This window comes from Candidatus Avelusimicrobium sp. (assembly GCF_050873505.1).
Classification (GTDB): domain Bacteria; phylum Elusimicrobiota; class Elusimicrobia; order Elusimicrobiales; family Elusimicrobiaceae; genus Avelusimicrobium.
Genome location: NZ_JBNMIY010000002.1, coordinates 12,323 through 35,093, shown reverse-complemented (window position 1 = coordinate 35,093; position 22,771 = coordinate 12,323). Strand labels below are relative to the sequence as shown.

Sequence of the window (22,771 nt, the reverse complement as noted above, 5' to 3'; positions counted from 1 at the left end):
CAATTATGCACACACATATTACGCGCGAACAAGCGCTAAACTTGCTTAAAAAATACAACCAAGAGCCCTTCCACCTCTTGCACGCGCTTACGGTAGAAGCCGTAATGCGCCAACTGGCCGGGCAACTAGGCTACGAAGCCGACGCCGATTTTTGGGGCTTGTGCGGGCTATTGCACGATATAGACTTTGAAAAATTCCCGCAGGAGCATTGCAAAAAGGCCCCTGAACTCTTGGGCGAAATTAACGCGGAGCCCGAACTGGTGCACGCGGTTTGCAGCCACGGCTACGGCATTACCGTGGACGTCAAGCCGGAGCACGAAATGGAAAAGGTGCTCTTTGCGGTGGACGAACTGACCGGGCTTATCGGTGCGGCGGCCAAAATGCGCCCATCCAAAAGTACGCAAGATATGGAAGTTTCCAGCCTGAAAAAGAAATTTAAGGATAAAAAGTTTGCCGCCGGCTGCTCGCGCGACATTATCAAACAAGGCGCCGAAATGCTGGGCTGGCCGTTAGAAGAATTATTTGAAAAAACGTTGTCCGCTATGCGCGCAACGGAAAAGGCCGTCCAAACCGAAGCGGAGGAACTTGCCAAATGAAATATTTAATTAACCCGTTAAAACGACTGTTTGACTTTACGGGCCGCGCCAACCGCAAGGAATTTTGGCTCTTTATGTGTTGGTATATTGCGCTGATGATTGCTGCGTGGTTTATCGTAATGTTTCTTTGTATGGCCGTTGGCGCTATGTTGTATAGCGACCCGGGAAGCCAGCAAGGCGTAGGCTGGATTGGCGCAATCATTTGTATTGTCGGTTCCTATTTAGGTGCATTGCTTTTGCCGCTTTCCTTGCGCACGCGCCGTTTGCACGATATCGGGATGAGTGGCTGGTGGCAACTTTTGTTTCTTGTGCCCTACTTTGGTGGGGTTGCGTTGTTTATTTGTATGTTACTCCCCGGCAACGAGGGGGAAAACCGCTTTGGGGAACAACCCCGCTAAAAAAGGGCGGCTTACAAGCCGCCTTTTTTAATGTTTTATAAACGTAAAAATAATCGTTCCTAATAGTAAAGCGGTAAGCGTAGTCCACACATACCGCCAATAATGGTAAGACAACCAAACTAATCCCGCCACCCCTGCACCCGCCAAAACAAAAGCCACTACGGCGGCCCACGGAAAGGCACTTGGGCCGGTTTCGGAATTCAGCGCACCCGCTAACAAAAACACCAAACCAACTAACAGGCCTGCCACGATACCGCTCCCCAAAGCGGAAATCTTAAAAGGGACCTGCCAATAATGTAGCCCCCTAAAAAATCCGCACAGAGCCAAGACTCCGACCAAAAGCCCAATCCAAGGGAATTCTTCCAACCATTCCAAAAAATCATCAAATTTTGTCATAACTTCATTTCCTTTTCTAACTCCGTAAAAAATTCGGTGGCCTTCATCGGGTAGTACAAATCCGTAATGCTTCCGGTAAAGGCGGAGGCCTGCGGGTTTACCTCTATAATCTGCGCGCCAAATTGCTTGGCCGTGAGCGGCAGACTGCAAGCGGGCATCACCTGCCCCGCCGTGCCCACAATTACCATTACATCGGCATTTTGGGCCATTTCCAAGGAGTTTTGGTAAGCCTTAACAGGGATACCCTCTCCGTAAAACACGAAATCGGGTTTTAATACCCCACCGCAAAAGCACAGCGGGGGGACATCGTCCAAATTCACGTCCTCCAACTGGTATTTGCGCCCACAGGACAGGCAAGAAAGCGTTTTAATTGTACCGTGGAACTCCTGCACATTTTTGGAGCCCGCCTTTTGGTGCAGGCCGTCTATATTCTGCGTAATCACACCCTTTAAAAGGCCCTTTTGCTCCAATTTAGCCAGCACCTTGTGCGCCGCGTTGGGGTCGGCTTCGTCCATATCGGTAAAAAAGATTTTCTTCATTTCTTGCCAGGACTCTTTGGGGTGATGTTCAAAAAAATTGATTTCAATAAATTTCGGGTCGTATTGGTTCCACAAGCCCCCAGCCCCCGTAAAGGGCGCAATGCCGCTCTCTACGCTAATACCCGCCCCGGTAAAGGCTACCGCGTAACGGGCGTTTTTCAATAGTTTTGCCGCTTCTTTGATAGTTGCCATAGAAATATTGTACTTATTTATCTACGGAAAGGGGGGATTTTTCGGCGGTTTTCATTTCGGTAAAATACTTAGCCGCCTGCGCGGGCTTCACCGGGACCACGCGCACTTGGGCCACGCGGCCCGAAGCGTTATACTGCACTTGCGCGGCCTTGTACTTTTTGCCTTGGCGCGCCACAATCAGCCAAGAGCCTTGCCGGACGCCACCGGGCAGAACGGACCCGCGGGAATAAACTTCGTCCGCCGCGCCCAAAGACGCCGCCGCGGTGAGGGCGTCGTCGTCCAAGGCTTCCGCCTGGTGGACGCTTTCGTAAAGCATTGCCTTGGTCGTGGGGGAAGCGGGCGTAAGGCTCCACCGCTCCAACACGCCCGGGCGTACACGCAATTTGGTGGGAGTATTTTTTGCCACCTTTTGCACGCCGGACACAAAAGTTACGCCGTACCCGCAAAAACTGGCAAAGGTACGCGCGGTGTGTGTATAGCGGTCTAGCAGGGTAATCATCCCGTCCACCTCACTGCACCCCAAGGGATCGTAAAGGCGCTTCATTATGCCGGGAACGGGTGCGGCAGTTTTGTACAAGGGGTCCGCACAGAGCCCCGTGTATTCGTCCGCCAAGCCAAAGGCGTGGCCCATTTCGTGCGTAACCGTTGCCAAGTAGGTCGGTCCGTCATACGAATACAAGCGGTTTAACAGCCACAGGCGGTGCTGGTCGTCCGATGAGTAATCGGGCGAGGTGGTGCGGGAAAGCACTTTTTTGGCATTAGTCAAAACATCCTTTTGCTCGTCTGAAAGCCCGGTTTGAGACAAGTTTTCCTTATCGCTTGGGATACTGGCGTAGCGGGTTTGCAGACAGATAAAGGGTTTAGCCGGGGACATTTGCTCGGTGTAAAAAGAGGAAGTCCTATGAAAATGCCCCTCGCAATAGGCCGAAGAGGCCAAGACCGTAATATCGGCCTCTTGCGCGTTTTTGCGCGCGAGAAAGAACGCCCCGGCCGCGGGGTGCTTGGATAAATCGCATACCACTTCGGTAAATTGAGCCCCTTTTAAGAGGGGAAGCAAATCGGCAAATTCCTTACTGCGTCCCGCCGCCTCTATATGCAGGGCGACGCCGCGGGTCCACTCATTAAGGGCGGCCTGGGTTTGGAGCGTAAGGTCCGCAAGCGGTGCGGTAACGGTTTCAAAATCGCCCCTTTGCACACAATACGTAATCGGCTGTTTTTTTGCTAATTTGTCCGCCAAAAACACGGCGGGTTGGGTGGACACATTTTCCAAATGTCCAAACGGCGCCGCCGCGGCAACCGCGGAGAAAAACAAAAAGGGGAGCGCAAAAAGGGATTTCATAAATATAGTATATCCGTCTATGCGCTCCCCCGCAAGGGCCCAAAGGCCTAATTTTGTTTAGGCCCTGTTATTGGAAAACCCACTCGCCGTCTACATTTTTTATGGCTCCGGCCTGCTGACAGGGCTCGTCCTCATTATGCTCCTGATGACAAAAGAAAATACCCGGCTTATCGTCGTTTCCTCCGCCGACATAGCCACTGCCTACCACACGGACGGAATAGTTTTTCCCAATTCTATCGGCGTAAAAATCAGTAGAAACACCTCCACGGGTAGAGGCTATGCACTCATCCCCGTAAAATTCAAAATTTTTGGTTACTATATGCGTTCTGCCCGAAACTTTTTTTATTGTTCCGGGTAAAGTGATATCTAAATCCTCTAAATTCCAAGTACCGCAGGGCTCGCCCGTGGCTAACACATACGCATCTTCCGCATCCAAGAGGGCCTTTAACAGCACTTTTGCCTCGCTAACGAGTGCCTTTTCCACCGCGCGGGTATATTGCGGCACCGCCACCGCGGCCAGTATGCCAATAATGAGAACGACTACTAATAATTCTATAAGGGTAAAACCTGCGGTTGCCTTGCGAAAAGTATTCGCCGTGCGGCCACTTGTTGTTAAGCCGTCATCCCGTAGTGTTTTTATACGGGATCTGTCGTTATAATTGCTGTTGTTTTTGTTGTTATTCCCGAGTATGAGACGGCCCGCAGGGTTACGGGATCTGTTGTTATGGTTGTTGTCATTCCCGAGTGTCGTAGTCGGGAATCTGTCGTTTTCCTTTTTTAATAAAAACGGATCCCCGACAGAAACCTTCGGGGATGACGGCAACAACAATGACAAAATAGAAGTATTTACCGTGCGGCCTCCCCAAACAGACGTCATTCCGTAAGGTTTTTGTACGGAATCTCGCCGTTTCGCAACAACAGATTCTGGACTACAACTTTCCAGAATGACGCCACTAGCACAAGTGGCCGCACGGCAAATATTCATAAACTCTTTCATTTTTCTCTCCTTGTTTAGGCCTTTATATTTGAGCAAAACAGCCTTTTATACGCATTTTTATACGGTGGATACATCCGGGTACACCCACCGCGATTTATCAAAATTTTAACAAAAAAAAAAAACGAAACAACCCCTTTAAAATAAGTCCTGCGGACGGCTTCCCCTTTTCCCCTCTTTTGATTAATGGCGCCACACTGTTTTTGTAATGTCGCCACCGACGAAACGACGGATCCCCGACTAAATTCCTCGGGGATGACAACATACGACAAAGGCTGTTATTCATTAGGTCATTCTGAACTGGCGGCCCGCTAGGGTGCGGCCCGCAGGGTTTTCAGAATCTACATCTTGGGTCGCTAGTCGTTGTCGTCATCCTGGAAAGTTTGCCGGCGCGGAGCGTTCCAGGATCTGTTGTTATAAAACAAGGAATAGATTCTGGACAGAAACCTTCCAGAATGACTTTGTTAAATAACGACAACCACAAAATAGGCCGGGCGTATGGAAATACACCCGGCCTATAATAAGCAATACCCTTAACTATGTGCGGCTAAATACTGACAAGTCCCCGCGCAAATACATATACCGCCGTCAGGGCAAAAAGCACCAACAGCGTGCAAACTGCCTTTTCGCCACGCGTAAAAATATTGCCGTCGTCTTGCTGTTGGCACCGCGCCCAAATAAACACGGGAATCCCCAGCGCAAGGAAAATCACCGCAAGGAACAAATATTTTAGCCCCGCCGCATAAACGAGCCACAAGCCGTAAACCGTCCCCAAGGTGGACGTAAACACCGCCGCCGCGCGGCCCGTTTTGCTGATTTGGGCATACTCGCCGTCCTCGGTCATCTTCCACAGATAGGCCGTACTCGCCAAATATGCGGGCAGAACCATTACGCTAGTGATAGAAAGCATTGTGTTCCAAGCGTTACTGGCAAAATACACCAGCAAAATCGCCACCTGCATTAAAGCGCTTGTAACCCATAGCGACACGGACGGCGCCCCGTTCTTATTCTGCCGGGCAAACTGCTTTGGAAACGTGCCGTTCTCCGCCGCCGCGGCCGGGATTTCGGCGCAAATCATCGTCCAGGCCAGCCAACTGGAAAGCACAGCCAAGAGCAGCCCGATGTTCATCATCCACGCGCCCCACGGGCCGACCACCTTTTCCAGTACGCCCGCCGTAGAGGGGTTGGCAATCGTCGCCAGTTCCTCTTGCGATAAAAAACCGAACGGAAGCACCGAAAGCCCTATGTAAATAACCAAGCACCCCAAAAAGCCTAAAAAGGTAGCCTTGCTGACTGCCGCCTGACTTTTGGCCCGCCCGGAAAGAACAACCGCGCCCTCTATACCGATAAACGCCCACAGCGTTACGAGCATTGTGCTTTTTAACTGCGTGCCCAAAGAACCCAAGGTTTTGCCGTTTTCCGCCATATGGCCCCAAAAGTTAAAATCAAATTTATCCAAATGGAACGCAAAAAGCATTATCAGGCAAAACAGCAGTATCGGCACCAATTTGCCCACCGTACCGATGACGTTTAAAATGGCGGCTTGGCGCACCCCGCGCAGGACCACGCAGTTAAACACCCATATCAGCACGGAGCCGCACACAATGGAAAGCAAATTATTTCCGCCCGCAAAATACGGGGGGAAAAAGTAATTTAGCGCGTCCATTGTAATCACGGCAAAGCCCACATTGCCGAAGATTTGGCACAGCCAATAGCCCCAACCAATCGTAAAGCCCACATACCGCCCGAACCCTTCCCGGGCGTACATATACACGCCGGAGGTCAAATCCGGCTTTACGCGCGACAAAATGCTAAACGTATTGGCGATAAAGTACATCCCTACGCCCGTTATCAGCCACGCAATCAGCACCGCGCCCGCACTGGCCCCGGCGGCCATATTTTGGGGGAGGGAAAAAACGCCTCCCCCGACCATTGAACTGATGACAATACAAGCCAGCCCGATAACCCCCAACTTGCCGGCGGTTTGTTTGTTTTCTCCCATATATCCCCCAAAACAGATACCCGTTTATTTCACGTTTACAGGTTCTGCAAACTTAAAGTTCAAAAAACCCATTACCGTTAAGCAATACGCAAACGGCTGGGTGATGTTCACAAAGTTGTGCCAAATTTGGAATTCGCTGTGCTTTTCCACGCCGCGGATTTCCAACTCGTGGCGCAAGGATTTATTAAGCCACATATGCGCGTGGCCCTCGGCAATTTCGTTATCAATGGGTGTATCAAAATATTCCACATATTCAGCCGCCCAGCCGCCAATCAAATTGCCCTTTTTGTCCTTACCCCAGCACACGCCTACGCCCGTGGCAATGGCCTTATGGTCCTCTATGCGCGCACCGTTGCCGGCCATAATCACTTCCAGCACCGCCCCGTGCTTAAAGTTTTTTGCCACCTTATCCACCGGCAAAATATTGCCGTAGAGTTCCTTAGGCAAAACCGATGTATAAGGCACTACGTTAAAGTTTTCTATTTTGGCCTGCAACAGGGCCGAATCGTAGCAAAAAGTTTCAAACGGCTGGGGCGGAATACCGTCCGCCGCCTGCCCGGCCCCGCCGGAAATAAACGCCAAGGTTGGATAGCGCGTCCCCAATACTAAATTATTTTCCATATATTTCTCCTGTATTTTTAATTTACCCCACTACAACATTATGGTTGTACGCAACCCGGCCACCGTTACAAACTCCTTGTCCGGGTTGGAAGCGGCCCGCGGATAAAACTGCACATCCGGCGTAACCGTTATAAATTTGCCAATGCCCCATACCCATTGGGCTTCCAAAACCACCTCGCCCGAGCGCATATAGGGGGGATAACCCATCCCTTTTTTGCTCAGGCGGTTATATGCGGCGCCAATGATAATAGCGTCCTGCTCGTTGCGCTCCAACGGGTTGAGCCACGCGGCCCCCGTAGCGTACGAGAGTTTAACAGGCGTGGCCCCACCTGACGAACCGTTAGCCCGCCCGAAGAACGCTAATTTTTCGCCCATATTCTGTTGCATATTGACGGACCAGCCGTTTACGTTTTCTTCTTGCCCCGCCACGGACGGCTGATAATAATACATCAAGCCGTACTGGCCGGGATTGCCCGCAAACTCCGGCGCCCATTGCACCGAGCCAAAGCCCGTATAAGCCCCGCGGAAGGCGTCCTTTACGCGCAGTTGCGCGCCGGAAATATTGGTAGCGTCCTGATACCCCGCGCTAACCGTCCACGCGCCCCGTTGCGCCTGCACATACGCGCCCAGCGAAGCCGACGGATACGCAGACGACGCATTTTGCGCCAAGGAATAGTTCATCAGCGCGGTTTGCTGGTTGGAAATATATTCCGTGCCGTCAAAGTTGTACAGCGGGAATTGCCCCACGGTAACCGACAGCCAATCCAGTTCCCCGGGTAAGGTGTGCGTATAAGTAAGTTGCGAGAAGATTTCCTGATTGGCCGCATAATCGTTAAACGCTACCGCGGTCTTCACCCGGTTTTGCACCGTAGCGGCCGAAGTGCCCCAATAGCGGATAAGATTATAGTTAAAGTCCACTTGGCCCGAGCCCAAAGAAGTATCTTTAAACAAGGTCCAAGTAAGGTACGGGTAATAGATACCCTGTATGGCGGTTTGCTTGCCGGACGGCGCGCCGCGCTGCAAGGTGTAGGAAATATCGGCCCCTACTTGCAGGCCGAGTTTGTCTTGCAGCATTTGTTTTAGTTTAACGTGTTCCCGCCAACAGTCGGACGACAAGTCCTGCGCCAACTTCTGCCGGGAAGCAAGCCGCTGTTCGTGCTTGGCAGAAAGCGGCGTATTTTCTTGCGCGTAGGCGGCGGTTGCCATCAAAAGCACCCCGGCCGCCAGTACGGTTTTGATACAGTTCATTGTTTACCCCCGTAAACTATTCTGAACAAATTTAACGGATATATCCGTCCCTGTTACCTTACTAATACGGGGGGACTTTCTCAACGCTAAAAACGGATTAGTTTTTAGCGGTTCCGTCGGGCGGAAGGGGAAGAACTAACCCTTTTTGCGCGGGTAGAAAAATTTTTTTGCCAAGGCGGCCCCGTTTTGGGGTACAATATATTTTTAAGGAAAGTTATATGCAACGGTTTTTTGATTTTATTGACCCAATGAGAAAGGGCCCTCTCTTCCACCGCTACGGCTGGAAAGGAATTTTATTTATCCTCGTGGTAACCGCCCTATGCTATGCGTGGTTTACGGGACCGCGCCATTGCCCGCTGGCGGGCGTGTTCTGGTTCTTTACCATTGGTATACACGAGGCCGGGCACCCTATTTTCAGGTTTCTTTCGGGCGGGAACTTTATGTGGACGATTTGGGGCGGCACGCTGACCGAAGTGGGCGTACCGTTGCTGGCGTATTTTTGCTTTTTGCGGCAGGGAAAGGAAATCCAGGCCGACGGGTGTTTGCTGTTGCTGGCGATAGCGTTTTACAGCGTGGGGCATTACACGGGGTGCAGTTTGGACCCGGTTATCTCCCTGTTAAACGCGGGGCCGGAAACTCTGCCGGACTGGGACTATATGCACAAATGGCTGGGGACCGAAGGGTACGAATACCAAATGCGCCAAGCCTTCTATCTGTTAAGCGCGTTTACCACCGCGCTGGGCTCCTACTTATTGTGCGCGCACTTTTGGGAATGGAACAACCCCGACAAGCATAATTTTAACGACGATAACGACGGCTTGGACCGCTTTTTTATCACCCGGTAAAGTTACTTTTGGGGCTCTTGCGGGGCGGATTTTTCCCCGGTGTAGGTATATCCCATAGATTTAATTAATTTTGCATTTTTGGCGGTAAGCGGCACGCCGTACAAGTCCACAATGCGCTGGGCCACGGGCAAAAAGGCCCCGTTGTCGCCGTCTATATGAGCGCGGGCGATACGCACCTTGTCCGCCGCTTGGTTTACCGCCACTTCGGCCTTGGCGAAATTGACCAAAAACTCGTTAAATTTTTCCACCAACTTCAAAATATCCTCTTTAAAGCCTTCCATATAGGTATGTTGGCGGTCAATATCCCATAATTTGGACACCAATTTCAGCGTACTCATCAGCGACGTAGCCGACACGAGCGCAATATTGTGTTTCCACGCCTCGTCCAAAATCTCGGGCGCGGCCTCTACGGCTGTTAAAAGCGCGCTTTCCGGGCAGACGAACATCAGGGTATAGTCCGGCTGGATTTGCTCGCTTTGCGCCTGTTGCAAGGCGGGGTATTTTTTACTGCTTAAATTGGCAATCGTACTTTTTATATCTTTGACGTGTTCCGCCAGCAAGGCGGCCTTTTCCTTGGGGTCCTGCGCATTAAAATAGGCCGCGTAATGGTTAAAGATAGTCTTGGCGTCCAGCATTAGCCACCGCCCGCCCGGCAGGGCTATTTTGTAGTCCACGCGCTTATTTGTATTGCTATCCGCCGCCTGCGGGAAATAATCCACCCCGGCCTTTAACCCGGCAACCTCTAATAAACGTTTGACGGCTTCCTCGCCCCACGCCCCGCGCATAATAGCCTCACCCTTAATGGCGTTCGTCAAATGGACGGCGCTTTGGTCAATTTTTTCGGTGGATTTAATTACATCGGTTAGCCCCTTTTCCAGGCGGGCCTGCGCCGCGGTGGTTTGGTGCTCCATATCGGCCACCTTTTTGACAAAATCGTCCAAATGCTGGGATAACGGGCGTAAAAGTTCGGTATTTTTGCTTTCAAGCCCCTTGGCTTTATCGTCCAAAATTTTGGAGGCCAGTTCGGCAAATTGGGCCTTATACGTGGCCGCCAAGGATTTAAAATGCTCCTCTACTAATTCTTTTTCCCGGCGGACGGAATTTTTTTCTTCCGTCAGTTTGGTGTTTTCCACCCGCAAATCGGCATTTTCGGCGCGTAACTTGGCTAGTACGCCGTTATTCCGGGCCGCAAAAAATAACCCGGCCAGCAAAACTCCCGCCACAAAACCCAATACAATATACATAGTAAAATCTCCTTTTGTGTTTGATTTATTGTATCAATTTTAAACGGAACACTTGCGCGGGCGGGGGGAAAGTTTTATAAAATATAAGAAACAATTAGTAAGGAGTATGCAATGAAAAAAACTATTTTACTCGCTTTTGTAGCCGCGGTATTGGCTGTGGGTTGCGCCTCCACGGGCACCAGCACTTCCACCACCGCCACCAAAACGATGACGTTGGACGAAGCCTTGCAAAAATCGGCTGAAACCCGCCAAAAACTGTTGGAAGCCAAACAATCCTACCAAAACGCCAAAACGGCGGCCGAAGTAGCCAGCGGTTCCAAAACCGCGGCGGATGTGGCCAAGGAAAAATTACAGCAAAAGGCTGACGAAACCAAAAAGCAACTCCAAGCCGAAAAAGACGCTTGGGCCGAACTGCTCAAATAGTTTAGGCTTTGGTTTATTTTTACCCCAGGGATATATGAATTTCCCTGGGGTTTTGTTTTAAGTGGCAATGTAGGGTTACGGCAACAACACTAACAACGAGATCCCGTATAAAGACACTACGGGATGACGACAAGCAGCAATACAACAAAGCCGTTATAAAAATTGGGGGTCATTCTGAACTTGTTTCAGAATCTACCTTTTGGGTTGTGGTTGTTGCCGTCATCCTGGAAAGCCGTAGTCCAGGATCTGTCGTTATTAGAAAAGAGGAAAACAACAGATACTGGACAGAAACTTTCCAGTATGACTTTTTAGATAACAACCACTATACAATCAGTAAATTCTGAAACCTATTAATAGACCCCGTACAGCAACACTACGGGATGACGGCAATAAAGCACCCCCGGGGATTTCTTATATAGTGCCCCGGGGGTGTTGTGTTAGTATTGCACAAATTTTATTAAAACTTAGAAGCCGTACAACTGGCCGTATATACCAGGCCTTGACACATTGTTACCATACTGGATGAACCCGGTGTCCCGCTAGTGCAGGCAATACGGTTACTGTGCTGTTCCCGTACCACGCAGGATTTTCCTCTCGTAGCCGTCGGGCAATCAGACAAATAATCCACCACATAGCGGTCCGCCCCACAAGTAGAAGATACCATAATCTCAACTTGGCTTAAACCGTTATCTAATAATTGGCAATAGGTGGATTCTTTTATTTGACAGCCTATCAATTTGCCCTTACTCCAAATACAAGATTCATTTCCGCTTCCGTTGTCTCCGGTGGAACTGCCGTTCCCGCAGTTTGCCAAGGCCAAGAGTTTCACCTTTTGGTTATCGCTCGTTACGCGGTCTTCCCATTTTAAAGTACAGTTGCTTAAAGCAGAGCCCGTATTGACGTGCGAAGAAGTCGGTTGCGGGATATCGTTCCCCGCCAAGGTAAACCCGTCCGTCGTCGCGCCGTCGTAAAGGCTTGCGTCCTCGGAACCACTGACAGATAATTTATTGGCGCGCAAAGTACCCGCTTTTTGTTTAAGTCTATTCACGGCGTCCAAGGTGGAAACATAAGAATCATTTTTAACTGTGGTCGTACCGCCGTTTACATAGACGTTATTCAAGAGTGCACTAGGCGTACCTGTATTTACGGCCTGATAGTTATTATAAGTATTGGCCGCGTTCCCGTGGATAGCCGTGTTTGGCATATCCAAGGTGGAGCCCGAAGCGCCCACCACGGCGGGAACGTCATAATTTAAATTGGGCGAACTCGCCGTAACGGTGCCGCCGGAGCGGACTGTCATTGTATTACTTTCAATACCACCCTTTAAATTGGCCTTATCGGCTACCTTTAAATAGACGTAATCGCCCATACGCGACGGGTTATAAGACACCGCCGAAATCACTTCCGCACTCGCGGGAAGCGTTAAAAAAAGTACCCCTGCCAAAAGTAAGTTTTTCATCATACAAAACCCCTTTTACATAGACTTATGATAGTATATTGTACAAACTCCTAAAAATCAAGCCAAATTTCCACCAAAAAGCCCCAGGCAAAATGCACCCGGGGCTATCATAGTTACGCTTGTAAATCGGGTTGCGGGCCCATAGCGTGCTTGCGCGGATAGCGCAACCAAATGGCAAGTAACGCCCCAATCCCAAGCAAATACGGATAATACAGATATTTCATAATGCTAACCGGGGAAACACCCGTCAAACTGGCCGCCATCAGCAGTTGCGCCCCATAGGGAATAATACCCTGCACAAAGCAGGAAAAAATATCCAATAAACTCGCCGCGCGGTTGGGGGCAATGTTAAAGCGCCCCGCAATTTCCTTAGCAATCGGCCCCGCCATAATAAGGGCAATCGTATTGTTAGCGGTGCAGAGGTTTGCAAAACTAATCACGCCCGCAATGCTCACTTCCGCCCCGCGGCGGGTGTGGAGTTTAGCGGTCATTTTTTGGATAATCCAAGCCAAACCGCCATTATAGCGAATCATTTCCAGCATACCGCCCGCCAAAATGGTAACAATAATCAGTTCGCCCATACCCGTAATGCCGTTGCCCATAGCGGTCGTCCAGCCCCAAATATTAAAGGAGCCCGTCAAAATTCCGATAAGCCCGCACAAAACCGTACCGCCCAACAGCACCACCATTACGTTTACGCCCATTATCGCCGCCGCCAATACTATAAAATACGGCAATACCTTTACCCACGAAATTTCACCGGGCGTAAAGGCGTTCTGCACGCCGCTGCCCATTAAAATATAGATGACCGTCGTCAAAATAGCAAAGGGCATTACAATAGCAAAATTGGTGCGGAATTTGTCGGCCATTTTGCACCCCTGCGTGCGGGTGGCTACAATGGTAGTGTCGGAAATAAAGGATAAGTTATCGCCAAACATCGCGCCGCCCACTACCACCGCCGCCATAAGGGAGAGCGGCAACCCCGTTTGGGCGGATAACCCCGCCGCCACGGGCGTAAGGGCTACAATCGTGCCGACCGAGGTTCCCACGGAAACGGAAATCACGCAAGCCGCCAGAAAAATCCCAGCCGCCAGCACATTGCCGGGCAAAATGGAAAGCGTCAAATTTACCGTAGCGTCCACCGCGCCCATTGCCTTGGCGGTTTGGGCAAAGGCTCCCGCCAAAATAAAAATCATTACCATTAGCATAATGTTGGCATTGGCCGCGCCCTTGCAGAACAGTTCAATGCGGTTATGCAACGTGCCGCCCTTGCTCATCCAAACGGCTACAATAGAGGACAATACAAACGCCACGGTAATCGGCATTTTGTAAAAATCGCCCGCCACCACGGAGACGGCCAAATAAGCGATTAAAAATACGCCCAAGGGTACTAACGCCCAGGCATTAGGGATAATGGTGTTTTTTTCGGTTTTCATAAGTATCTTGCGGTAAGCCCGCAATTATATATTGTATAAAATATGGGCCCTCTGTATCTTTTCGGCCGAAAATCATACAATAAAGTTATGAAAGCCGCTATTATTACCATTGGGGACGAGATTCTTCTCGGCCAGATTTTAGACACCAATTCCCGCTATTTGGCGCGGGGCTTGGCCGAAATCGGCGCGGAAACAGTTAAAATGCTGTCCGTGGCCGACGAACGCACCGAAATTTTACGCGCGGTAGAGGAAGGTTTTTCCTGCGCGGACATCGTGCTGGTAACGGGGGGGTTAGGACCGACCAAGGACGATTTAACCAAAAAGGTGCTGGCGGAATACTTTGGCACGACGCTTGAATTTAACCAACAGGCCTATGCGTGGCTGGAAGAAATGTTTGCCGTCCGCCCCGGACGGATGAACGAATACAACAAATCCCAAGCGGTTTTGCCCAAAAGTTGTACGCCGCTACGCAATTTAAAGGGTACGGCCAGCGGGATGTGGTTTGAAAAGGGGGACAAAGTGTTAGTCTCTCTGCCCGGTGTGCCGTTTGAAACGGAATATCTGTTTCCGGCGGAGGTTTTGCCGCGCTTAAAGGCCAAATTTAAGGACGGTTTACTGCGCTACCGTATGGTAACGGTATTTAATATCCCGGAATCGGACCTGGCGATGAAATTAGCCGCTTACGAGGATACTTTACCCGCGGGAATTGGGCTAGCCTATTTACCCTCTACGGGGTTTATCCGCCTGCGCGTAACCGCCAAGGGCCAAGCGGTAGAAAAGTTGGACGATTTTTTTGAAGCGCTTTTAAAGTCGCTTAACGGCCTTACCTTTACGGTGGCGGATAACAGTTCTGCCGAGGAAGACTTTGCCCGCCGCCTGCGCCAAAGCGGCGTTACAGTGGCGTGTGCGGAAAGTTGCACGGGGGGGAACATCGCCCATTTGATTACGGCAGTTCCCGGCTCGTCGGCCTATTTTTTAGGCGGGGTGGTATCATACGCTAACGAGGTAAAAAACCACGTTTTAGGCGTAAGCGCGGATGATTTGCAAAAATACGGGGCCGTCAGCGAGCCCGTCGCCCTGCAAATGGCCCAAGGCGTGCGGAAAATAACCGGGGCAGATTATGCCGTTTCCACCACGGGTATAGCCGGGCCGGACGGCGGAACCAAGGAAAAGCCTGTCGGCACGGTGTGGATTGGCGTGGCCGGGCCCAAAGGGGCGCACGCGCATAAGTTTTTATTTGCACACACGCGCGAGCGCAACATCGGCAAAGCCTCTGTAAAGGCCCTGCAACTTTTGTTGGAAGAAATTGAAAAGAAGTAAACTAAAAACCGGGTTCTTACAGGAACCCGGTTTTTTCTTATAAAAGTGCGTTTAACTGCTCTTTCAGTTCGCCCTCGCTGTATTCGCCCGCCAAACTTTCCGCCACCTTGCCGTTTTTTACAAACAGGAAAGTAGGCACGCCCGAAATGCTAAATTTCCGGCTGGCCAGCGGTGCTTGGTCCACATCCACCGTCAAAATGCTGATTTTGCCCGCGTATTCTTGGGCAAGTTTTGCCACCACGGGCTCCATTTTTTTGCAATGCGGGCACCAAGTGGCAAAAAATTCCACCATTTCGGCCTTGTTGTGCGCTTCGTACGCTTGGTCAAACGTCTGGTCTGTTAGTATCGTCATATATCCCCCTATAAGGGGAGTATAGTTTGTTTGGGGATAATTGTCGCGCGCAGAAAAGGGTTAGTTGCAAAGTTTTTCAAGCAAAGCCACCACGTGCGGGGCCGCCAGCGCAGTAAGAAGCGCCATAATAATAAGCGCCAATGTGCTTAAAACCATTTGCTTTTCCTTATGTTTTTCGGCGCATTTGCTGGTGCCCAAAACGTGGCTTGTAGCACCAATGGAAACGCCAATAGCGGCGTGGCTGCGGATGTGGAGAAATTTAAAAAGCCCGTGCGCGGTAAGCCCGCCCAAAAGGCCCGTTAAAACCACCAGGCAAGCGGTCAGTTCGGGGATGCCGCCCAAGTCCTTGGAAATTTCCACCGCCGCCGGTGTGGTAACGGATTTGGGAAGCATTGAAAAAATAACCGGGTTTTCGGCGTGGAAGAACCGCCCCAGCAAATAAGTAAGCCCTATGGTGCACAGGCAGGAAAACAAAAGCCCGCCATATACCGCGCGTTTGTTGCGCTTTAAAACAGAAAGGTTTTGGCTCAGCGGCCACGCAAAGGCCACCGTCGCCGGGCCCAAAATCCAGGTAATCCAGCACGCGGATTCGTTGTAACTTTCGTACGAGGTGTGGCACACCAGAATAAACGCAATTAAAATCCCGGCGGCAAGCAAAATAACCGGCACTTTACTCAGCCACCGCTTTTGCGTGATTTTTTTGCACCCGATATACACGGCTACCGTTAATAAAAAGCCCCACATATTATTTGGTCCTCTTTAAACGGCGCCATTTAATCAGTTTTATGGTGTTTTCTATGAGTAGAGCCGTCAAAACCATACTGATAAATGTGCCCAAAAACACCGCCGCCAAAATAGGCGTTAAATTTTGGGAAATCGCTCTGCCATAAACCATAATCCCCACCGTAAGCGGGATAAAAAAGAGCGTCATATGTTTTAGCAACAGTTCGCAAATGTCCTGCACCAAGGCGGGCGGGCAAATTTTGGCTTTGAGCAGTAAGCACAGCACCACCACCCCCAAAAGCGGCGGGGGAAAATGGAGCCCAGTCAGGCGGATAAACCAAGAGGAAAATTCAAACACGAGAACGAGCACAGCCGTTCCCAAAAGCAAGCGCAAAACGCGGGTACGAATATTCATATAATATATATATTTTAGCAAAATAAGAGGATGCACAGAATTGATAAAAAACCCCGGGAGTGGTTTCCCGGGGAGTTTTCCTTTTGATAAGTTATTTGGCTTCGGGAGGCGGAGGAGGTAATTGCCCTTTCTCGCCGCCTTCGGGTGCGCCTTTCGGCCCTTTCATCGGGCGGTCTTTGGGTGCAGGCCCCATTTCGCGTTCGTCAAACAGCGCGTCCAAATCGCCGTCGTCTTCAATCAAGGCGTTGGTCTTCTGTTCCACCCACGCTTGTTTGTCTTCGTCCGATTTTTGGCGGGCAAGCCCTTCTTCCATACGGGCCAAGCGGTCCTTGAATTTAGCCAACTGTTCTTCTTTAAATTTCAGTTGTTCCTCGCGGATAGAGGCTACAAAGGCGGCAATTTCGGCTTTTTTGGCGTCTTTCTTTTTGCCAGCCTTTAATTTTTTGTACTCTTCCACCAGTTTTTCGGCTTTTTCTTCGGTGGCGCGCATTTTGGCCTTGTGTTCCTTGCGGGCCTTTTTAAACTCGTCCTTGCGCGCATCTTTGCCCTCGTGGCGCGGGCCCGGTTTCACACGGGCTTCCTTGGCCGCCTTGCAACGGCAATTTTCGGCGCCGTCTTGGCACGGGCAGGAGGCACCCTCGGCAAAGGCCGGAGCGCACAACGCCGCTAAAAGAGAAACTAACAGCAATTTCTTCATATTCCTTCCTCCCATTTAAAAGTCCTCTTCAAACAATTCCAAATCGCTTGAAAAGTTTTGGTAGTCTTCGTCCAAATGCTCGCTCATATACGCTACAACTTCCGTAGTGTCAAAGGCGGCTCTGTCCGGGTGCAGGGCGGCCAGTAAGAATACAATTCCTACCCCCAATACAGCCGTCCCCGCCAAGGCCGTCTTCCACACGGCCCAAAAGGGTGCTTTTTTGCGCGTTGTTTTGGCAAACAAATTATCCACCAGCGCACCGGGAGCGGCGGGGGGATTTAATGCCTCCTGCGTTTTGTTTAACAGGGCAACTTCCGCGCGGCAGGAAGCACACGTGTTAAGGTGCGTTTCAAAAGCGGCCTTTTCGTCCGCGGGTAACTCCCCGGCGGCGTACAAAACAGCCTTTTCGCAAATATCGTTCATAAATTCACCTCTTCCGTATGTTCTGCCAGCAACTGCTGTAATTTTTTTACCGCCCGGTGGCAATCGGCCAGTACCGTGCCCAAGGGACGGCCCAACAGTTGCGAAATTTCTTTAAAAGACATATATTGCCTTAAATACACCATTTCCCGCTGACGGGGCGGAAGCATTAGCGTAGCCCGGCGGATTTGTTCCAGCGTTTCCTGCCCGGCAAGTCCGTCTAATAACGGGCGTTCGCCGTCCGGCAGGGTATCGTGCAAGAAGGCGTTTCCTTCCTCATCTGTTTGGTCCAGCGAGGTTAATTTGTCGCTGTCCCTAAAAAAGTTCAGCACTTTGTTACGCGCCGTTAAAAACAGCCAAGACTTAAACTTCCCGCGCGCCTCGTATTTATCCGCGTGCTTAAAAAACGAGATAAACACCTCTTGGAACAAATCGCCCGCCGCGCCCTCGTCCTGCACCATACCCATAATGTATTGGTAAAGCGGGTTTTTATAGCGCAAGACCAAGGTTTCAAACGCCGCGCCCGAGCCCGCCTGAAACAGGCTGACGAGTTCATCATCCGTGCGCTGCGCTAAATTGGCTTCCATATTACTATAACCCCCAAGGCTTGTTTTTTATTGCACTAATATTACTACTGTACAAAAAAAGGTGTTCTTTTAGGAATAGAAAAAAGGATTATAAAAAAATGTTGCACAAATTTTTAAAAAATTGCTAAAATAAAAAGGTCGTTTTTTTAAAGGATAAAAAAGTAATGATTTTTAACTCTTGCTCCACTATGTCTATTAATAAACCGTCCGTGCTAAACCACATTAGCGCGGAAATGTTTATTATGCGTAAGAGATGGAGCGGAGTTTGTGTAAAATAGTATATTTTTATTTTTTATTACAAACCCGCACTTTTAAAAAGAGCGGGTTTTTTTATTTATAAAAAAAGAGGAAAAAGAAAGACAATGAAAAAAGTTATCGCATCGCTGCTTAGTATCACCTTAATCGCCTTAAACACGGTATCGGCCTATGCGCAAGTACCCTTAAAGGGGGCCAAAGGCTTCCGTACTGCCGCAAAAGTAAAAGTAACGGTACCGGCGTCCTCTTTTTCCGTAAAGGTTCCCTCCGCCGCGGTCGTGAACTCCGCCAAACTGGGCTCCACGCTTACCCGTTTAAATACGCAAGCCCGCTTGGCCCAAACTTTAACCGCCCCGCAAATCCGCCAGCGCGTGCAGGCCGGATACTTACAGGATCTGCCTACCCGCATTTTGGCCTATCCGCAAGCGGCCGAACGCGCCGCCTTACTGCGGACAGAATTTGTAGAAACCGCCCTGGGCTTTCCAACTTCCAAAGAGCAAATGGCGCAAGCGGTTGAATTTTGGCGCGCCGATTTAGGCAAATTTTCCGCTGATGCCGCACAAGACGCTCTTTCGGATGCGGCGGCCCTTGGGGTGTTCGGCACCCAAAAAGACGCGGGCCTTTTAACCTCTTTTTACCGCCGTGCCGCTAACACCCCGGCAGAGCCGTTAGCGGCTAGTGTCGTGGCCAAAGCCTTACTTAAATTAAAAGCCTATGACGCTTTTGCTACCTTTATAAAAGAGGTAAAAACCGCGCAAGCCGTTGCAGGTGCGGTGGAATACGCCCAAGAACTTGGTTTATCCGTTCCGGCGGTAAGCGCGCAAGCGGGAAACGACACTTACGAACTTAAAAACGCGGGGAAAATCACCCTTTTAGCGGCTAATCCCGCCAAACAGGCAGTAGCCGATTATGTGGCCTTAACGCCCAAAACGGCCCAAACACTCGCCGACCAAGCCCAATATGTTGCGCCTGCTTTCCACCCGGTGGACTTGCCCGCGCTGGACCTCCAAACGCCGGCAATTGCCGTTGCCCAAGCGGACGCACCGGTTCAAGCCGCACAAACGCCCGGTTTGACCGCTTTTCAGCGCGGGGCCAAAAAAGCCTTACAGGCCCGCCGCGAAGCCGCCCAACAAACCGCCTCTGTCAGTTTTTTAGGCCGCAGCCAAAACACGGATAATCAAAATGCCCTGTATAGCGGGCTTCCTGTTCCCGCGCTGTGGAAAACCGCCCAAAAACTGGTGGGCGGCGTAAAAAACCTTTTTGCTAAAAAAGCCGCGGCTCCCGCCGCGCTCCCCACGCAGCCGCAAACGTCCACCTTTGTCCAGCGGGCCAGTTTGTATATGTCCTCCTTTGTGGTGGGGCTGGAAGTTGCCACCCCGGTTATTGCGAACTTCGGCACCAGTTTCGGGCTGTCGTTAGAGGATAACATTTTGGTATCAGTAGCCACTTACTTGCCGTATTCCGTGGGGGCGATTTTCTCCAACTGGTTAAAGGAAAAAATCGGCAGAAAGGCCTCTTTAAATGTGGGGCTCGGACTCTTGGGCGCGGGTTTCACCGCCGGGGTCTCCCTGCTGGGGCTTAACGGGAGTTTCGTGCCGTGGCAGGATGCAATGGCGCACTTTTATTCCATTTTGGGCTGTATTATGGCGGCCAGCACGGGCGGCGTGTTTGTGCACAACGCTATCGGCCCGATGATGACGGAAATCAGCGCGGGTGAAAGCGAACTCATCCGCCAAAAAAGAAGCGCAAACACCGAACTGGGCCGCGCTATGGGTATGGCCGCGTCGTTTGCGTTCCCGTTCATTGCCACCAAACTTTTGGGGATGGATTGGAGTTTTACGTTTGCGATGCCGATTCCCTTGGTGGCGGCCGCGGCGCTGGGGCTTAATTTTGCCAAAATCCCCAACACCAAGCCGCAGGTAGCCGCGCCCGAAGTGAAAACCGGGGAAAAAGTGGGCAAATTGGCCGCCCTTAAAAATAACGCCTATGTGCGCTTGTTTAAAGAGGAAAAAGGCGTGGCCGCGCTGCTGGCCGGGTTATTTACGATGAACGCCGTGGAAACTTGTTTTAGTAACGGATTTTTGTTCCTCTTGCCGGGGCTGACGGATGACCCGTCCTCACAGTATCTCTTTGGCCTTGCGCAGTTTGCCGCACCGTTTTTGCTGGGGCGCTATTTGGCCGGGAACTTTTTAAAATGGTTCCCCAAACACAATATGAGCATTGCCACTCTGTTATCGGCGGTGGGGGGAATTGCGGCGCTTCCGCTGGCAAACGATGCCTACGCGCTGACGGCGGCCTTGTTTGCGGCCGAGACGGGTATTTCCACCGCGTTTACGCTGGCCTTTGCCCGCACGGCTAAAAATACGCACACGCAGGACCGCGTGATTTCGCTCATCGTGGCGAGTGCTGTTTCTTGCGCCTTGGGCCCGGTGCTTTTCAGCAATTTGGCGCAAAACTTAATGGATGCGGGGATTTTCTCCACCGCAGGGGCCACGACGGCGGCTTTAATCGGCGTACCGTCCGTATTAGCGTTACTGTCGGCGGGGCTCTTCCATAAATTGGAAAGAAACCAAGCCAAAGCAGGCGTTAATGTTGGAAAAAGGACCGCGCCGAATTGGCTCAAAAAAATAGCAAACTATTTCAAAAAATAGGCAAGTAAAAACCCCCTTGGAAATTTCCAAGGGGGTTTTTAACGGAAGAAGTTACAGTTTGTAAAAACTTACACTACCCACCACGCTACCACCCCAACCGTAGCTGGCACTTGGATAGGTTTTGCATATTTGGGTTGCCTTTGTGCCACCCGCTACACAGGCAAGCGCGGGAATATTATTCGTAGAAACACCCGTTACAACTCCGGCCCCTATTCTTTCCGTTTGGGTGGTGGCTGTAAGGCCCGTTCCCGGAGAATAAATTACCCCGACAAGAGGAGTTGTACTATAAGCAACTAAATAATTGCCAATGCGGCAAGAGCCCGAAGAGTTACAGTTCTTATCTCCAAAATCCACTATATCCGCAAATTCGGACGAAGTGGGATAACGCCCATTAGACAAATGGAACATTGTAAGATTTTCTTTAATACTCTTGGCTATGGGGATAGCCGCGGACATACGGGATTTCATAACCGCCTTGTCGTACTGCGGCAACGCCACCGCTGACAAGATGCCTATAATTAACACCACAACCAACAACTCAATAAGCGTAAAACCTTTATTCATAAGACCTCCTAAAAGACTACTGTTAAAGTATAATACAACTTTATCCAAATAGCAACCCTGTGGGCCGCACGCTGGCGCGCCGCACCCTAGCGGGCCGCCACTTATGCACTAGGAAACGATTAATGGGGCGACACTGTTTCTGCTATGTCGCGCGCTTTTGATTAGAGGAACACTCTTTTTGCAATAAAACGGCAACGACAGATCCCGTATAAAAACACTACGGGATGACGGCACCCTGCGGGCCGCAACCTTAGCAGGCCGCCACTTATGCACTAGGAAACGATTAATTGAGCAACACTATTTCTGCTATGTCGCGCACTTCTGATTAGAGGCGCTCTCTTTTTGCAATAAAACGGCAACGACAAAACTCTTTTTGTAATGTTGTCAACTAACGAAACGGCAACGACAGATCCTGGACTACGACTTTCCAGGATGACGACACGGCCCAACAAAGAGATCCCGTATAAAAACCTTACGGGATGACGGCACCCTAGCGGGCGGCACCTTGCAGGCCGCCACTCTATGCGCTAGGGAACGATTAATTGAGCAACACTATTTCTGCTATGTCGCGCACTTCTGATTAGGAAACACGCTCTTTTTGCAATAAAACGGCAACGACGGATCCCGTATAAAAACACTACGGGATGACGGCACCCTGCGGGCGGCACCTTGCAGGCCGCCACTCTATGCGCTAGGGGACGATTAATTGAGCAACACTATTTCTGCTATGTCGCGCACTTCTGATTAGGAAACACGCTCTTTTTGCAATAAAACGGCAACGACAGATCCCGTATAAAAACACTACGGGATGACGACACAGAAATAAGGAAGGTTTCCGCTTATATTGTTGCCGTTCGCCGTTGCCGTTACGCCGTTGCCGTTACGCCGTTGCCGTTACGCCGTTGCCGTTACGCCGTTGCCGTTACGCCGTTGCCGTTACGCCGTTGTCGTTACGCTGTTTGCTGTTAAGGCCGCCCGTGCGTTGCCCATAAAAAACGGCTTGAACGGGAAAATATTTTGATTTGTTTGAGCCCGTTAGGGGCGAGTTATCAAAA

23 protein-coding genes are annotated in these 22,771 nt (G+C 50.7%); 6 read left to right on the top strand and 17 right to left on the bottom strand.

Going from position 1 to position 22,771, the window contains the following annotated elements:
* Window positions 1-5: 5 nt before the first annotated feature.
* Window positions 6-596 (top strand): HDIG domain-containing metalloprotein, encoded by a 591-nt coding sequence (locus tag ACR0QV_RS01190; protein WP_432634183.1) that lies wholly within the window; start codon window positions 6-8, stop codon window positions 594-596.
* Complete coding sequence (locus tag ACR0QV_RS01185) at window positions 593-994, top strand: DUF805 domain-containing protein (RefSeq protein WP_432634182.1); 402 nt, start codon at window positions 593-595, stop codon at window positions 992-994. The genes ACR0QV_RS01190 and ACR0QV_RS01185 overlap by 4 nt, the downstream gene beginning before the upstream one ends.
* Window positions 995-1,021: 27 nt before the next feature.
* On the opposite strand, the gene ACR0QV_RS01180 is transcribed toward ACR0QV_RS01185, so the two are convergent.
* The 7 genes from ACR0QV_RS01180 to ACR0QV_RS01150 form a co-directional block, all read right to left on the bottom strand.
* The gene (locus ACR0QV_RS01180; protein ID WP_432634181.1) at window positions 1,022-1,390 is read right to left on the bottom strand and encodes a hypothetical protein; all 369 of its coding nucleotides are present in this window, start codon (window positions 1,388-1,390) and stop codon (window positions 1,022-1,024) included.
* Entirely contained in the window at window positions 1,387-2,121 is a 735-nt protein-coding gene (locus ACR0QV_RS01175; protein ID WP_432634180.1) for an SIR2 family NAD-dependent protein deacylase, read from the bottom strand. Before ACR0QV_RS01175 ends, ACR0QV_RS01180 begins: the two co-directional genes overlap by 4 nt.
* Window positions 2,122-2,134: 13 nt before the next feature.
* Window positions 2,135-3,460 (bottom strand): hypothetical protein, encoded by a 1,326-nt coding sequence (locus tag ACR0QV_RS01170; protein ID WP_432634179.1) that lies wholly within the window; start codon window positions 3,458-3,460, stop codon window positions 2,135-2,137.
* 67 nt (window positions 3,461-3,527) lie between these two features.
* A complete protein-coding gene (locus ACR0QV_RS01165; RefSeq protein WP_432634178.1) occupies window positions 3,528-4,457 on the bottom strand; it encodes a type IV pilin protein in 930 nt (309 codons plus the stop codon).
* A gap of 544 nt (window positions 4,458-5,001) precedes the next feature.
* Entirely contained in the window at window positions 5,002-6,456 is a 1,455-nt protein-coding gene (locus tag ACR0QV_RS01160; RefSeq protein WP_432634177.1) for an amino acid permease, read from the bottom strand.
* Window positions 6,457-6,480: 24 nt separating this feature from the next.
* Window positions 6,481-7,077, bottom strand: coding sequence for a pyruvoyl-dependent arginine decarboxylase (locus ACR0QV_RS01155; protein ID WP_432634176.1), 597 nt, complete (start codon window positions 7,075-7,077; stop codon window positions 6,481-6,483).
* A 30-nt stretch (window positions 7,078-7,107) separates the two neighbouring features.
* On the bottom strand, window positions 7,108-8,325 hold the full coding sequence (locus ACR0QV_RS01150) for a carbohydrate porin (protein WP_432634175.1): 1,218 nt from the start codon (window positions 8,323-8,325) through the stop codon (window positions 7,108-7,110).
* A 218-nt stretch (window positions 8,326-8,543) separates the two neighbouring features.
* Between ACR0QV_RS01150 and ACR0QV_RS01145 the strand changes: the two genes are divergently transcribed.
* Window positions 8,544-9,170 carry a hypothetical protein gene (locus tag ACR0QV_RS01145; RefSeq protein ID WP_432634174.1) on the top strand — a complete coding sequence of 209 codons (627 nt, stop codon included), beginning with the start codon at window positions 8,544-8,546 and terminating at the stop codon, window positions 9,168-9,170.
* A 2-nt stretch (window positions 9,171-9,172) separates the two neighbouring features.
* Here ACR0QV_RS01145 and rmuC read toward each other — a convergent pair whose 3' ends face one another.
* On the bottom strand, window positions 9,173-10,414 hold the full coding sequence (gene rmuC / locus ACR0QV_RS01140) for a DNA recombination protein RmuC (protein WP_432634173.1): 1,242 nt from the start codon (window positions 10,412-10,414) through the stop codon (window positions 9,173-9,175).
* 111 nt (window positions 10,415-10,525) lie between these two features.
* Between rmuC and ACR0QV_RS01135 the strand changes: the two genes are divergently transcribed.
* On the top strand, window positions 10,526-10,837 hold the full coding sequence (locus tag ACR0QV_RS01135) for a hypothetical protein (RefSeq protein ID WP_432634172.1): 312 nt from the start codon (window positions 10,526-10,528) through the stop codon (window positions 10,835-10,837).
* A gap of 457 nt (window positions 10,838-11,294) precedes the next feature.
* Here the strand turns inward: ACR0QV_RS01135 and ACR0QV_RS01130 are convergent, their stop codons facing one another.
* A complete protein-coding gene (locus ACR0QV_RS01130; RefSeq protein WP_432634171.1) occupies window positions 11,295-12,299 on the bottom strand; it encodes a hypothetical protein in 1,005 nt (334 codons plus the stop codon).
* A gap of 110 nt (window positions 12,300-12,409) precedes the next feature.
* Window positions 12,410-13,732: a Na+/H+ antiporter NhaC family protein gene (locus tag ACR0QV_RS01125; RefSeq protein ID WP_432634170.1), complete on the bottom strand. Its 1,323-nt coding sequence runs from the start codon at window positions 13,730-13,732 to the stop codon at window positions 12,410-12,412.
* Between the two features lie 87 nt (window positions 13,733-13,819).
* On the opposite strand from ACR0QV_RS01125, the gene ACR0QV_RS01120 reads away from it, so the two are divergent.
* On the top strand, window positions 13,820-15,052 hold the full coding sequence (locus ACR0QV_RS01120; RefSeq protein WP_432634169.1) for a competence/damage-inducible protein A: 1,233 nt from the start codon (window positions 13,820-13,822) through the stop codon (window positions 15,050-15,052).
* 37 nt (window positions 15,053-15,089) lie between these two features.
* Here the strand turns inward: ACR0QV_RS01120 and ACR0QV_RS01115 are convergent, their stop codons facing one another.
* From ACR0QV_RS01115 to ACR0QV_RS01090, 6 genes are all read right to left on the bottom strand, one after another.
* Window positions 15,090-15,404 (bottom strand): thioredoxin family protein, encoded by a 315-nt coding sequence (locus ACR0QV_RS01115; RefSeq protein WP_432634168.1) that lies wholly within the window; start codon window positions 15,402-15,404, stop codon window positions 15,090-15,092.
* A gap of 60 nt (window positions 15,405-15,464) precedes the next feature.
* Window positions 15,465-16,148, bottom strand: coding sequence for an LrgB family protein (locus ACR0QV_RS01110; RefSeq protein WP_432634167.1), 684 nt, complete (start codon window positions 16,146-16,148; stop codon window positions 15,465-15,467).
* A gap of 1 nt (window position 16,149) precedes the next feature.
* Window positions 16,150-16,542: a CidA/LrgA family protein gene (locus ACR0QV_RS01105; RefSeq protein WP_432634166.1), complete on the bottom strand. Its 393-nt coding sequence runs from the start codon at window positions 16,540-16,542 to the stop codon at window positions 16,150-16,152.
* Between the two features lie 91 nt (window positions 16,543-16,633).
* Window positions 16,634-17,239 (bottom strand): hypothetical protein, encoded by a 606-nt coding sequence (locus ACR0QV_RS01100; protein ID WP_432634165.1) that lies wholly within the window; start codon window positions 17,237-17,239, stop codon window positions 16,634-16,636.
* A 15-nt stretch (window positions 17,240-17,254) separates the two neighbouring features.
* The gene (locus ACR0QV_RS01095) at window positions 17,255-17,662 is read right to left on the bottom strand and encodes an anti-sigma factor family protein (RefSeq protein WP_432634164.1); all 408 of its coding nucleotides are present in this window, start codon (window positions 17,660-17,662) and stop codon (window positions 17,255-17,257) included.
* The gene (locus ACR0QV_RS01090; protein WP_432634163.1) at window positions 17,659-18,246 is read right to left on the bottom strand and encodes an RNA polymerase sigma factor; all 588 of its coding nucleotides are present in this window, start codon (window positions 18,244-18,246) and stop codon (window positions 17,659-17,661) included. Before ACR0QV_RS01090 ends, ACR0QV_RS01095 begins: the two co-directional genes overlap by 4 nt.
* Before the next feature lie 362 nt (window positions 18,247-18,608).
* On the opposite strand from ACR0QV_RS01090, the gene ACR0QV_RS01085 reads away from it, so the two are divergent.
* A complete protein-coding gene (locus ACR0QV_RS01085; RefSeq protein ID WP_432634162.1) occupies window positions 18,609-21,152 on the top strand; it encodes an MFS transporter in 2,544 nt (847 codons plus the stop codon).
* A gap of 51 nt (window positions 21,153-21,203) precedes the next feature.
* On the opposite strand, the gene ACR0QV_RS01080 is transcribed toward ACR0QV_RS01085, so the two are convergent.
* Entirely contained in the window at window positions 21,204-21,716 is a 513-nt protein-coding gene (locus ACR0QV_RS01080) for a type IV pilin protein (protein ID WP_432634161.1), read from the bottom strand.
* Window positions 21,717-22,771 lie beyond the last annotated feature (1,055 nt).